General features: G+C 59.6%; 12 protein-coding genes. 2 read left to right on the plus strand and 10 right to left on the minus strand.

The window, feature by feature from the left end; translation table 11 throughout:
- Positions 1–88: 88 nt before the first annotated feature.
- Together HMPREF2927_RS07505 and HMPREF2927_RS07510 are read left to right on the plus strand one after the other, a co-directional pair.
- On the plus strand, positions 89–340 hold the full coding sequence (locus tag HMPREF2927_RS07505) for a toxin HicA (protein WP_070686858.1): 252 nt from the start codon (positions 89–91) through the stop codon (positions 338–340).
- Entirely contained in the window at positions 333–677 is a 345-nt protein-coding gene (locus HMPREF2927_RS07510; RefSeq protein WP_070604265.1) for a type II toxin-antitoxin system HicB family antitoxin, read from the plus strand. Before HMPREF2927_RS07505 ends, HMPREF2927_RS07510 begins: the two co-directional genes overlap by 8 nt.
- Positions 678–826: 149 nt before the next feature.
- On the opposite strand, the gene HMPREF2927_RS07515 is transcribed toward HMPREF2927_RS07510, so the two are convergent.
- From HMPREF2927_RS07515 to gap, 10 genes are all read right to left on the minus strand, one after another.
- The gene (locus HMPREF2927_RS07515) at positions 827–3,445 is read right to left on the minus strand and encodes a hypothetical protein (RefSeq protein ID WP_070686860.1); all 2,619 of its coding nucleotides are present in this window, start codon (positions 3,443–3,445) and stop codon (positions 827–829) included.
- Between the two features lie 459 nt (positions 3,446–3,904).
- Positions 3,905–5,245 carry a hypothetical protein gene (locus HMPREF2927_RS07520; RefSeq protein WP_246827385.1) on the minus strand — a complete coding sequence of 447 codons (1,341 nt, stop codon included), beginning with the start codon at positions 5,243–5,245 and terminating at the stop codon, positions 3,905–3,907.
- Between the two features lie 483 nt (positions 5,246–5,728).
- Positions 5,729–6,067, minus strand: a complete 339-nt coding sequence (locus HMPREF2927_RS09115; RefSeq protein ID WP_168165229.1) for a hypothetical protein — start codon at positions 6,065–6,067, stop codon at positions 5,729–5,731.
- Positions 6,068–6,255: 188 nt separating this feature from the next.
- A complete protein-coding gene (gene secG, locus HMPREF2927_RS07530) occupies positions 6,256–6,513 on the minus strand; it encodes a preprotein translocase subunit SecG (RefSeq protein ID WP_005506130.1) in 258 nt (85 codons plus the stop codon).
- 108 nt (positions 6,514–6,621) lie between these two features.
- Positions 6,622–7,086 carry a hypothetical protein gene (locus tag HMPREF2927_RS07535; protein ID WP_070686862.1) on the minus strand — a complete coding sequence of 155 codons (465 nt, stop codon included), beginning with the start codon at positions 7,084–7,086 and terminating at the stop codon, positions 6,622–6,624.
- A gap of 238 nt (positions 7,087–7,324) precedes the next feature.
- Positions 7,325–8,101, minus strand: coding sequence for a triose-phosphate isomerase (tpiA, locus tag HMPREF2927_RS07540; protein WP_070686864.1), 777 nt, complete (start codon positions 8,099–8,101; stop codon positions 7,325–7,327).
- Between the two features lie 259 nt (positions 8,102–8,360).
- Positions 8,361–9,197, minus strand: coding sequence for a DUF6318 family protein (locus HMPREF2927_RS07545; protein ID WP_070686866.1), 837 nt, complete (start codon positions 9,195–9,197; stop codon positions 8,361–8,363).
- A 16-nt stretch (positions 9,198–9,213) separates the two neighbouring features.
- Complete coding sequence (locus HMPREF2927_RS09315; protein WP_246827386.1) at positions 9,214–9,459, minus strand: hypothetical protein; 246 nt, start codon at positions 9,457–9,459, stop codon at positions 9,214–9,216.
- 793 nt (positions 9,460–10,252) lie between these two features.
- Positions 10,253–11,476, minus strand: a complete 1,224-nt coding sequence (gene pgk, locus HMPREF2927_RS07555; protein ID WP_070686868.1) for a phosphoglycerate kinase — start codon at positions 11,474–11,476, stop codon at positions 10,253–10,255.
- Between the two features lie 342 nt (positions 11,477–11,818).
- Positions 11,819–12,823 carry a type I glyceraldehyde-3-phosphate dehydrogenase gene (gene gap, locus HMPREF2927_RS07560; protein ID WP_070686871.1) on the minus strand — a complete coding sequence of 335 codons (1,005 nt, stop codon included), beginning with the start codon at positions 12,821–12,823 and terminating at the stop codon, positions 11,819–11,821.
- Positions 12,824–13,001 lie beyond the last annotated feature (178 nt).

The raw sequence follows: 13,001 nt of genomic DNA on the forward strand, positions 1-13,001 counted from the left end.
GTGGAGCCCCGGATAGTTTCGACTATCCGGGGCTTTCTCTATGGTTTTAAACCACCCCGATATGGTACCAAAAGTGGTACTATGAAGTATGCCGAGTATTGAAGATTTAGTTGCGAAGATGGCCTCCAGCCCTCAAAACGTTACTTTCACTCAACTTCAAAAGGTATGCACCCATTTCTTTGGAGCGCCGCGTATCCGCGGATCTCACCACTACTACAGCACCCCCTGGCATGGTGACCCTATTGTCAACATTCAACAGGGAAACTCCGGTAAAGCAAAGGAATACCAAGTCAAGCAGGTTCTAACTGCCATTCGAAAACTGGAGAATAACGATGACTAGTACTCTCCCCCGCCAAGAGCTCTACACCTACCGCGTCGAGTGGTCTGAAGACGACCAGGAATTTGTCGGAACCGTCGCAGAATTTCCCAGCCTCTCATACTTGGCACCGACCTCGACCGAAGCATTCGCGGGTATTCGAGAAGTCGTCGCCGACACCCTTGAGATTCTTGAAGAAGATGGCCGCGAGGCACCCGAACCGTTCTCTCTGCGTTCCTTCTCAGGACGATTCAACTTGCGTGTTTCACCGCAATTGCATCGTCGTCTGGTTCAGCAGGCAGCGCTTTCTCACCAGAGCCTGAACCAGTACGTGAGCCAACAACTCGAAGCAGTCGCCTAAGTAAGCCAGTACATCTTCATCATCCAACGAAGATTCCAAAATGTTATGACATAACAAAAGAGTGGAGCCCCGGATAGTTTCGACTATCCGGGGCTCCACTCTTTTGCTACGCCCGCTTACTTTTCAGCAGCGGCAGGATTCTGCGGTTTCTAATTCTTCGGCTGCTGTGCCTGCGGCTGGGCCTCCTCCGCTTCGCTCTCAAAGCCCACGTACAGTGCCGCCAGCGACGGAACCGTCGCCTCCAGCACCTGCTGCGCCTCCTCAGCGGTCGGGGTGAGCTTCGCGCCGGTCAACTGCAGGTACTCGCGCACCGTCATGGGCTGTGCCCAGTCGAAGTGCTCACGCACGGCGGTGATATTCGCGCCGGACTGCAACACGTTAATGCCGTGGGCAAGACCAATATCCGTCACCTTCACGATGGCGTCGGTCTCATCGGGGATGTCGTACGGGTCGCGGTTCTGCAGGTCCACGATGAACGGCAGCACGCCGCGGCTCTCAGCACGCAGGGTGAACTTGGTGTGCACCTGGCTCACCTCGTGCACCTCACCCACGCCCACGGCAGGAACCACCATGAAGCCCGCCTGCAGGTCGTTCACCGCGGCCAGGGTGTGTGCCTCCCCGAAACCGGAGTACAGCTGCACCACCGGCACAAGGTAGCACACCTCCGCCTTGAGCGCCTTGCGAGCCTCAATGTCTATGTACTCCCAGGCGCCGCCGGTACCGTCCGTAATGTCGCCCGAGTGGTGCGCGTAAATGGCGCCCTGGCTGTTCTTCACGGTCTGCGACCAGTAGCTAATCTTGTCCATGTAGTTGCCTTCGGCATCGAACATCATCAGCGACAGGTCAATGTCCACGCCCTCGTCCCAGAAACAGAAGAGGCGGATCACGCCGGTGGGCGGCAGGTGCACCGTTGAGGTGTTGTAGCGGCCCATACCGTCCAGGGAGGGGCGGGCGCTGCGGGTGTTCAGCGGCATGATCGTATCGCCCACCTGCTCGGACAGGTAGATACTGGTCTCGGCAAGACGGCCGGACAGGCCAATCTCGACCAGGCGCTCCAGCAGGTCCAGCACCGCCGGGCTGTACTCGCGCGCCGGAATCATGGTGGCGATACCGGTCTTGGACAGGTTCATGCGCTGCGGGGCGGCAGGCTGAGCCTTCTGAGCGGAGGCCGCGGCACGCTGAGTGCTTCGCGGGCTCTCGGGAACAGAGGTGTGCGGGTTAGACAGGCCGGCGTTACGGTCAAAGAACGAGCCCAGCGGGTTCGGGATACCCGCGTTCTGCATGAGGTTCTGAACTCTCGCGACACCCTCCGGGTTGCGGCGCGCATAGTCAGCCATCTCTCGGTCCTCCTGCACCGCCACCGGGTTGGCGGGGCGCTCCTTCGGCGGGTTCGCGAGCGCGTTACGCTGCAGGGTCACCAGGTTGCGGATCTGCACCAGGATGGGCGCGGAAACGCGCGGCGCCACGGCGGCAAACGCGTCAAAGATGATCTGCTGGCCGGGGCTCGGCGCGGTATCAATGCCGTAGCGGGGCGCTTCGAAAGCATCCAGGGCGCGCACCAGCTGGCGCGCGAACACGCCCGGGCGCGTGGAGAGCAGACGTGCCACGTTCTGCGCATCCCGGGTTGCGTAGGCGCGGTCTACCAGCGACTCGAAGCTGTACACCTCGCCGCGGTACAGGTCGTCAGCCCAGCGGCTCAGCGCAATCAGCGACGGGTAGTCGCCGGGGTGAACCGCCTTGACGAGGCGCTTGTACATTTCGGCGGCGAGTGCGCTGTCGTAGCGGGCACCAACCGGGTCAGCTTCCAGTACCCGGTTGAGCAGGTGCGCGATGCGGGTGCGTTCGTTACGGCGCAGCTTCAGGCGCGGCGCGATGCTCAGGCTCAGGTCCCCCACCGTGCCGTTGGAACGCAGACGCGAGTAGGCTGCGGCGAGGGCGAGCGCCTCCTTCATGGTGCGTAGGTGCTCAGCGTCTTCGGGGTGCAGGCAGGCGGCGATGAACACGCGGTTTTCGCGGCTGGTGTTCTCCGGTCGGGCAGCCGGCAGCGCGTCATGCTGGGCGAGGAAACGGCGCAACGCCACAAGGTCGCGCTGGTCAGTCTGGTTGTACGCCTGCTGCTGACCGAGTAGCTGCTGGTAGAGGGCACCCGCCATGATCAGGGCGTTCTGCACGCCGCTGACCATCTGCAGGGGTCGGCGGTTGCGTTCCATGCTGGTGAAGTTGGAGCGGCTCATCGGCTGCTGCCACTCGTAGGGCACGTAGTTCTCGGGCAGGCCGCCAAGGATTCGCTCGGTGCCATCCGGGTTGTAGTACGGGTTGGAGAGGTAGTGCATGATCTGCTCGGTGTAGCGTTGCTCGTCGGTGAGCGTCAGGGCGCGCAGATCAAAGTCGCGGCGGAACACGCGGCCGGGACGGTACCCGTATTCGTAGGACCAGATGGTTGCGAACAAGGCAAATTCGTTGGCGCTGGCGTTCAGCGCCTGGGCGAGGGACTCAGGGCTGAGGGTCAGACCGCAATTGCTCAGGACGGATACTCGCCCCAGGTCGGTGTCGAATGCGCCGGAGTGGTGCAGGTCGTTAATGCTCGAGTAGTTCGAGCGGTAGTAGGGGCCGTACAGGTCGGTGAAGACGTACACGCCGTAGCGGCGCATCAGGATGAGGCGCACGAGGGGGCTGAGGCCCTCGGGCGCTTCGCCGTGAAGGTAGGCGGATTCGTTGAAGTAGGGTGATTCCTGCAGGTAGGGGGATGCATCGTAGGGAGTGGTCACGGGTCGTCCTTTCCGTTGGTCTCACCCGGCTGTCACCGTCGGTGGTGTGTCTATGTTCTTATCGTAGCGGCGTGGGCGCGGGTTGTCGCGGGATTTGGTCATCGGTGACCTGCGGGGCACGTATTCGCGGGGTAACCGACCGTTACATGTCACGGAGCCTGGGCGGCGCTTATCCGTTGCTTATTGATTGGTCGATTGTTTATCTGCTAGCCGCCCATCTGTTAGCCGCGTGGGAACGGGGTTAAAAGAAAAATGGCGGGAAGCGAAGAATCCGATAAATATAGGAAAAGATATTTCAGAAAGTAGGACTCTTCATAATCCGCCATTACTTATAGAGTACTCCCGCCCCGCGACGGTGGTCAAGCCGTTTCGTCACCGAAGCATGCTCGGGGTTTTCCACCCGCCGGTGAGGCTCTAGCTAAGGGGCAAGTAGCCTCACCGGCAGATAGGTTTTTCGGGTTAGGACTCCCCCAGTAGCGCGAGCGCAGCCTCGCGGGCGGCAAGCGCCTCCTCCGTCTTACGGGCAGGCACGGCGGCTAGGGCGCGCAGTGCTTTCGCCAGCACCGTAGACCCCTTCATCTTCGGTTCCAGCTCGGCAGGGATCTCAACAGCCACACCGTACAGTTCGGCAAGCTCCACCGCCAGGCGCACATAGTCGCCGCCCTTCGTCAGCCCACCAACCATCGGCAGTAGCAGACGCAGAACCTGCAGCACACGCCAACCCGCCAGCGGACTAATAGCCGACACCTCACGCAGGGTCGCCACCAGGCGGTTCGGAAGAACCATCCCGTCCTCCAACGCCCACTTTAGGGTCTCTGCGAAGGTGGATGCATCCAGCAGGCCCGCCTCAAAGAGCGCCGCAATGGCCTCTGCCGCCGCCAGACGGTACTCAGGATTCTTCGCGCTCGCCACATAGCCGAGCAGGGTGCAGGTCGGAGCGCCCACCTGCACGGTAGACTCCCTCAGCGCGCGCAGAAGCGGCAATACGGGGGTCGCATTTTTATAGTCGAGTGCGGTCCTCCCCGCGAACAGGAAGTATGCCGAGAGCAGGTCCGGGTTGTTCTGAAGCAGCCAGGACGCCCATTCGGTGAGTGCCGGGAGGAAATCACCCAGCCAGCTGTCGACCCTGTCGAGATTCAGCAAATATACGAAGGGAATGAACGCGGTGTTAAGAGCTTCGTAGGCGATGGCCTCCTCGGAGCTCATGCCAGCGGTTGCACGGCTCAGCGCCTCGAGTGCCTCATCCACGGTATCCGCGATGTCGCCCTTGGCCTGCCACATGGGCTGGTACTCCACGAACTCCTCGGCGTCAAAGTTTTCGAGACCTGCCTCGCGAAGACGACCTTCCTGGCTGGCTTGCCGGTATTCCTCAATTCGATCAAAAACGAGACCGCGGTTGTAGCCACTCCAGGGGATGTCCAGGCTGGAGACCATGCGGTACGTCCATTCCTCCGGGGTGATAGGGCGGGACGGCAGAGGTTCCGTAAGCAGACGCACCGTGCGTCCTTCCGTACGGTATTCTCCCCCGGCAGCGACGGCACGCATCTGCTCGCGGAAGATCTCGTGGAGGTCACGGTAACCCTTCAACGGCTTGTAGTCAGCATTCCAGAGATGGTGTTTATTCTGAATAGTCAGACGTATCATCTCTTCCTTGCTCAGGAGCGCGTTACCCGGGCGAGCTCGTGCAACCATCTCACTACGATTGGAATACTGCAGGAGCGGCGTCAGCTCGGGTAGCTCCCAGGACTTGTACCCGGCGGCCTCGGCGTTAGCTTTCAATACTGCGCGGAGAACAGGCATGTACGCAACGTTGTTGTAGTAATATTCGCTGGCGATCTTGCACAGGGTACGAAGCTGCCGCTGATCCGCCGGCGCCAGCTTGTCGGTCGCGGCAAAGTGGTAAAGACGTGCCAGGTTCTCTCCCCTAGTGCGGGGAGATTCGTCCCCGGTAATTCGACCGGAGTTTGTGTTCGATTCCTCCGTGATGAGGGTGCAGAACTCATCCAGATTCGCGATGGATGCGACGGGTTCCCGGGCTCAACGCCGGGCAACAGCACCGACGGCACCTCTACGGAGGCGCCCGCCGCCTCCGCCTCTTCCGGCTGGGGTAGGCGGTCTTCGGGTAGGCAAGCTTCAGCGGCACCGCGCAGTTCCAGGGGTAGCACCTCGTAGGCTTCGAGGACGCGGTCAGCAACGTAGTTGGCGAGCGCGGCGCGCAGGGGCGGGTTGACGTCTACGTTGGTGACGCCTACGGCGCTGTGGCTGGCGTCGAGCGCGCTGGAGTCAACGTCGAGGCGCGCGTACACTCCGCAAGCAGGCGCTGAAGGATTCGAAGCGTAGGCCTTCGGCAGTGCTGGTGACGACGGGGTCTGCGGCGCGTAGGGCTCCAGCGAGGGAGCTGGGCGGCACGTAGAAGCGGGTGCGGGCGACCCTGGCGACGACCAGTAGTGCGGTGGCGTAGACGTCTGCTCGTTCGAGAAACCCGGAGAAGAAGTACGGGTGGGATGCGGCGCCTTCGGGGGTGCTGCCGCCGCTGGTAGCGAGGCTGAGCGCGCAGGAGTCGGCGCCGTCGATGAGGGCTGACGGGGCGGTGTACGTGTAGTCGAGGGTGTAGGCGCTCATGGCTTCTTTGCCTTTCGTATGTGGTGTATACGTCCTATCATGCCGTAAAGATTAGCGCCTCGCTACCGCTTTCGTCATTGCCGTTTGGTGCATAAAAAATCCCCGGCATTCTCGGTTGAGAAGTGCCGGGGAGAAGCTCTATTGCCTCACCCTCGGTGGGGTGGGCGTGGGCTCTGGTTAGAGGCTGGCTAGACGACAATCTGGCCGTTGAAGCGCATTGCCAGGCCGTACAGTACCACTGCGATAACCCAGATAACAATCACGGTGACGGTCAGGCGGATCAGGTTCTTGGACGCCATACCGGAGGAGTTCAGGGAGTTGGTCATACCGCCGCCGAACATGTCGGAGAGGCCGCCGCCCTGACCGCGGTTAAGCAGCACAAGCATTACTGCGATCACGCTGGTGATGGCGATGATGACCATGAGTACGTTCATGATGACGTCCATGGGGACCTTCCTTCGTTGTCTTCTGGTGGGGTGCCTGGGCTGCGGGGCGCAGACAGACGGGTTTAACTATACGCTACAGCCGCCATTCGGTCACGTTGAGGCGGCTTTTTACGCGGCGCGGTTGCTGCGGCGCTGGTATTCGCTGGGGGTCAGCTGCAGTGCTGCGGGGCGGTCGGTGAGCACACGCTGGGCGGTGAGTTCGTCGCCTTCGGTGTCGTAGGCGCGCACGTATCCGCCGTCGATGAGGTAGTAGGTGAACTGCTGCGCGGCTGCCCAGTAGGCGCCTCCTTCAGCGTAGAAGCCCTGGTCTACCCAGTCGCGCAGGGTGAGGGTGACGGGGATTTCCGGTGAGGAGGTGCGGCTGTAGAGCTGGTCGAGGAATGCTTCTCGGCGGCTCTCGAAGTACTGGTATTCGGGCGAGGGTTCCTGGTATTCTGCGCCGCCTGCGTAGCCGATGTTGCCGCCGTCATTGCCGGGTAGGCGCGGGGCACTCACTTTGCGGTTGCGCAGGTAGCTGTAGAGGATTATGCCGACGAGGGCTGCGATGACCAGGGAAAAACCAAAGCTGAACATGCCGTTAAGTGTACGGGGCGAACTGCGGGGTCGGCGTATTCTGGGTGGGTTTTGCGGTTAGGGGCGAACGCGCCCGGCTCTTACACCCGACTCTTACGCCTGAGTCATGCACCAGCCTCTTACGCCCATCCATTGTCCCCGCCACTAGCTCGGTGGCGGTTAAAATGGTTCAGCGCCCGGTCGGGTGGGTACCCGCCGGGCGCTGTAACGCTATGAGACGCTATGGTGCGTCGGGGTTTTATGCGTCGAAGCGTGCGATTGCTGCGAATTCGTCAGCCTGCAGGGATGCGCCGCCGACGAGCACGCCGTCCACGTCTTCCTTGCCCATGATGGAGGGTGCGGAGGAAGACTTGACGGAGCCGCCGTAGAGAACGCGGACCTTTTCTGCAACGTCTGCGGAGTAGAGCTTAGCGATTTCTGCGCGGATTGCTGCGGACATTTCCTGTGCGTCGTCTGCGGTTGCGACCTTGCCGGTGCCGATTGCCCAGACGGGCTCGTATGCGATGACGAGGGTTTCTGCCTGCTCTGCGGTCAGACCTGCGATGGAGCCGCGCAGCTGTTCGAGGGTGTACTCGACGTGGGTGCCTGCTTCGCGGATTTCGAGGGGCTCACCGACGCAGAGGACGGGGGTCAGGCCGTGCCTGTATGCTGCCTGGACCTTTGCTGCGCACAGCTCGTCGCTTTCGTGGTGGTAGGTGCGGCGCTCGGAGTGGCCGACGAGCACGAAGGTTGCGCCGAGCTTGGAGAGGAACGCGCCGGAGATTTCGCCGGTGTATGCGCCGGAGTCGTGGACGGAGAGGTCCTGGCCGCCGTAGAGGATGTCCAGCTTGTCGCCTTCGACGAGGGTCTGCACGGAGCGGATGTCGGTGAAGGGCGGGAAGACGGCTACTTCGGTTGCGGAGAAGTTGAAGTTTGCGTCGTCGAGGGTCCATGCGAGCTTCTGGACGAGGGTGACTGCCTCTGCGTGGTTGAGGTTCATCTTCCAGTTGCCTGCGATGAGGGGCTTACGCGACATAGTTCGCTCCTTAGCTTTCCCGCGCGGTATGCCGTACGGGGTTGTTGTTCGGAATTTTCCTTTTCTATTTTAGAGGTTTGAGGGCATATTTTCACGGTTTTTGGCGCTTTTTATGCTCTCTGATGAGCATTCTCACCCTACGTTCATCGGTTTCTTTCAACCCTTGCCATTTTGCGGGTTCTGTTGCCATTTAAATGGCTGCGGGGGAAGCCTCATAGTGGTTTCCCCTGCGGATGCACTTCCTCGGTTTTAGAGAAAGCTACAGCTGCCCAAATCCTTGCGGGTAAATCGGCTCGTAGATGTTGCGGTTGCTGTAACCGTCGCGGTCAACCACAATCACCCACTGCCCGCGCAGATGCTTCACAGCCAGCGAGAAACGCCCCAGATACCTCAAATATTTGCGGATATCCTGCTTCTCACCCGTCTCTTTAACGTAAAACGCAAGGTCCTTAGCCTTAGTCGTGTACAGGGTGCTCACCAGGATTTTCCGGCTCGTATTTTTAGCCTTTTCACCCGCGACAAGATCATCAGCGACATTGGCGCTCAGCACATTCTTGTCAGCCGAAATAATCCACCCGCGCTTCTCCCTGTACAGGCGAAGAATTTCGGGGTGCAGCACCTTTTCGGGGTCCGTAACCTTAGAAAGAGGGTCTGTATCACCCGTGTGGTAGAAGTAATTCATCGACGCAAAGAAGTACGCCAAGAACGCGTACAAGCCGGCGCGGTCGTAGTTATCCATTCCGGGCTGCTGAATAGGGTACGGCACGTTTTGTGCCGCCTGCGCCTCGGTAGCAGGAATGAAGCGCCCCTTACGTTCGAATGCCGTATAAACCAGCGGCCCGGAGGAATGCCCCAAGCTGTGGAGCTCATCGTACTTCTCCGTGGGTTCCAGACGCACAAATTCCTGGTCACGCTTCTTATCGGCCTGGGACTCCAAGCCCGTCTCATTGAGCAGTTGAGTACCCCAGCCAAAAGCTATCGCGACGAGGGCGGCACCGGCAAACACGCCAGCTCGTATAAACTTGGCGCGAGAAATCATAGACCTCATGAGCGCTCGTTGCTCGTTATATCCGGGTCCACCAAAGTTATTCGTCATGTTGTTCTCCCCTCCCCTAGCTCAAACTATTTTCTGGGATGAATTGGACGGGCCTCCACTCATTTGTGAATTGTGTGCGTAGAGTCCCGTGTATTGCACCGTCTCGGATCAGGCCGCGCGTATCAAAATCGGTGATGGGGTACACCTGGTTTCTGTCTTTGCGGTACACCTGAACTTCGGGAAGAATATCGAACCGCACGTTCCATTCCACAATTTTTAGCGTCTCGTCGATGAGGCGCGGCTGCCCTTCCAGCAGGTTCATGGTCAGAATCTGGGGGGTTAGGGGTAATGACCCAGCCTTTACCTTCTTCGTAGAGGCCCTGAATGGTGGGGAAGAACATTTCTTCACTGATATTGTCCATCCTCAGAACTGCCGGTTCGGAGGCGAGAATCATGTAGTTTTGGCAGGCGTAGTAGTAGCCCAGGTAGGGGTGCAGGTTTTACACCTTGTAAGCACTCGACATGTACCTCACCCCCGGGGTGAGTGCCGAGTAGGCGGGGTGGTCCCGGTTTGCGGGCGTGTAGGGCCCGATCACGCCATCGGCAACGTACGGGTATGTCCCGGTGTAGTCTTTTTCGTCAAAGAGCATTTGAGCGTCTACGGTCATTCTTTCCCTCCCTGGATTTGATGTTCACTAGTTGCCGTTTTCACGAGCTGCCGAGGTGGTTCTGGGCTGCTCGGGCGGCTGGGTTCAGCACCTGGGCGTCTTCGCCCGCCTGTATTCGCTTGTCTGTATTTGCTTGCCTGTATTGGTTTGCCTGTGGAGGTGCGTGCGCTCCCACTGCACTGCCCCCCCCCCGCGACCATCTTGAGATTGCCGGTCAGGGCCCCTCTATATTTCCACTCTAGTAAAGCCGCCTCTAAGCCTGTCGGGTACAAGCCGCACATCTAGGGAATCCACAGCATATAGTCAGGAAACAGCATTACAACCCGCCCGCAAAGGGTAAGCCGGGCATGAGCGGGCGTGCAGAAACCCCCGCCGGAACGGTACCGAAATACCGCCCCGACGGGGGTTCCCTACACTAAAACCGTGTACTAAATCTGTGCACCCAGATTAGGCGCCCAGTGCCTCCAGGCCGGGCAGGGTCTTACCCTCAATGTACTCGAGGGAAGCGCCACCACCGGTGGAGATGTGGCCGAACTGCTCATCCTTGAAGCCCAGGTTACGGACTGCAGAAGCGGAGTCGCCACCACCAATGATGGAGAATGCGTCAGAGTCGACGATAGCCTGTGCCACCGCGCGGGTACCCTCAGCGAAGGGAGCAATCTCGAACACGCCAACGGGGCCGTTCCAGAAGATGGTCTTTGCAGCCTTAATCTTCTCAGCGAAGATTTCGCGGGTCTTGGGGCCAATGTCCAGGCCTTCAGCCTCTGCACCGAGCTTACCGCCGGTCAGGTCCTCAACGGGGCGGACCTCGGTATTAGCGTCAGCGGAGAATGCGTCAGCCCAAACAACGTCAACTGCGGTGATGATCTCGGTGCCCTTCTCGGGAGCTTCCTTCATGTAACGCAGAACGTTCTCAACCTGGTCCTTCTCCAGCAGGGAGTTGCCGACCTCGTAGCCCTGTGCGTATGCGAAGGTGTAGCCCATGCCGCCACCAATGAGGATGGTGTCAGCCTTGCCGATCAGGTTGTCAATCACGGCGAGCTTATCGGAAACCTTAGCGCCACCCATAACCACAACGAAGGGACGCTCGGGGTCGTTCAGGGTCTTAGCCAGAACGTCAACTTCCTTCTTCACCAGGTCACCCAGGTATGCGGGCAGGCGCTTAGCAACGTCGTAGACGGAAGCGTGCTTGCGGTGAACTGCACCGAATGCGTCGTTCACGTATGCGCCGTTCTCGCCGGTCAGTGCGACCAGCTCGTCAGCGAATTCGCCGCGCTCTGCGTCATCCTTGGAGGTTTCGCGTGTGTCGTAGCGGACGTTCTCAACGACCAGAACTTCGCCGTCAGCCAGGGCTGCCGCCTTAGCCTTTGCGTCCTCGCCTACCAGGTCGGTTGCAACCTTCACGGGCACGGATGCCAGCTCAGCCAGGCGAGCTGCTGCCGGTGCGATGGAGTACTGGGGGTCAACCTGACCCTTGGGGCGGCCCAGGTGTGCGGTCACGATAACGCGTGCGCCAGCCTTGGCGAGCTTCTCAATGACGGGCAGTGATGCGCGGACGCGGCCATCGTCGGTGACAACGCCGTCCTTCAGGGGTACGTTCAGGTCGGAACGGACGAGAACGTGGCGGCCTGCGACGCCTTCTTCGAGCAGTTCGGACAGTGCCTTAGCCATAGGAATTCCTCCTGGATAGGTGGGTTTATATACCGTTTCCATCATACCGAATACTAGGGTGTTTGACAGCCTAGGGAATAAGTTTTTAGATGGTGTTTCTCTGCAGAATATCGCGGATATTCACGCTCTATACAACCTATTTCCTTACGGTATTTGCGACTCAAAAGAGCAGCGAAAATCAGTATGTTTATACGTTTTTGGGGTTTTTATTAGGACCCTTACAAAGAGTCTTGGTACAGCAAACCCCGGCTCCCCCGCTTGATGCGGTGGTGCCGGGGTTCACTATGCGTTAGTTACGCGGGCTGACGCCTACACTCGGTGAGCGTCGTAAGCCTATTAGGCTTAGAGGGATGCCACAACCTTGTTGGTGAACATCACGAGGCGCGAAACGTAGCCGTACTCGTTGTCGTACCAAGCGATAACCTTCACCTGGTCGCCGATGACCTTGGTCAGCGGTGCGTCGAAGACGGTGGAGATGGACTCACCCTCGATGTCCTTGGAAACGATGGGGTCCTCGTTGTACTTGATGATGCCCTTCATGGGGCCCTCAGCTGCTGCCTTGACTGCTGCGTTGACTTCCTCAACAGTGACCTCACGGGAAGCGGTGAAGGTCAGGTCGGTGATGGAGCCGGTGATGGTGGGAACGCGGACTGCGAAGCCGTCCAGCTTACCCTTCAGCTCGGGCAGAACCAGGCCAACAGCTGCTGCTGCACCGGTGGAGGTGGGGACCATGTTCACAGCTGCTGCGCGTGCACGGCGCAGGTCGCGGTGGGGAGCATCCTGCAGACGCTGGTCAGCGGTGTATGCGTGGATGGTGGTCATCAGACCCTGCTTGATGCCGAATGCGTCGTTCAGGACCTTAGCCATCGGAGCGAGGCAGTTGGTGGTGCAGGATGCGTTGGAGACGATGTGGTGGTTAGCTGCATCGTACTGGTCGTCGTTCACGCCCATGACGAAGGTGCCGTCGATGTTCTTACCGGGAGCGGAGAGGATAACCTTCTTAGCGCCAGCCTCGATGTGTGCCTTTGCCTTGGTACCGTCGGTGAAGAAACCGGTGGACTCGAGGACTACGTCAACGCCCAGGTCCTTCCAGGGGAGGTTCTGGGGGTCACGCTCAGCGAGGATCTTGATTTCCTTGCCGTCAACAACCAGCGCGCCTTCCTTGACCTCGACCTCTGCGTTGAAGCGACCCATGATGGAGTCGTACTTGAGCAGGTGTGCCAGGGTCTCAACATCGGTGAGGTCGTTGATTGCGACGATCTCGAAGCCGACGCCCTCGGTCTGAGCTGCGCGGAAGAAGGTGCGGCCGATGCGGCCGAAGCCGTTGATTGCTACGCGTACAGTCACTGGAGTATCTCCTTGTCAGTGCGTTGGTGGCGGTGTACAAATCCGATGCCTTGTGGGCTCTGGTTTAGTCGGATTCGTCCGTGCTCTATGTTGCCCGGTTCGTTCCGCCGTTGTTGGTAACAATCCTACCCTAGTTTGTGTGTGTTTTGGTGTGTTCTATCAATAAATTTTTGTGAGT

The sequence above is a fragment of the Rothia sp. HMSC061E04 genome (assembly GCF_001813685.1).
Classification (GTDB): Bacteria; Actinomycetota; Actinomycetes; order Actinomycetales; family Micrococcaceae; genus Rothia; species Rothia mucilaginosa.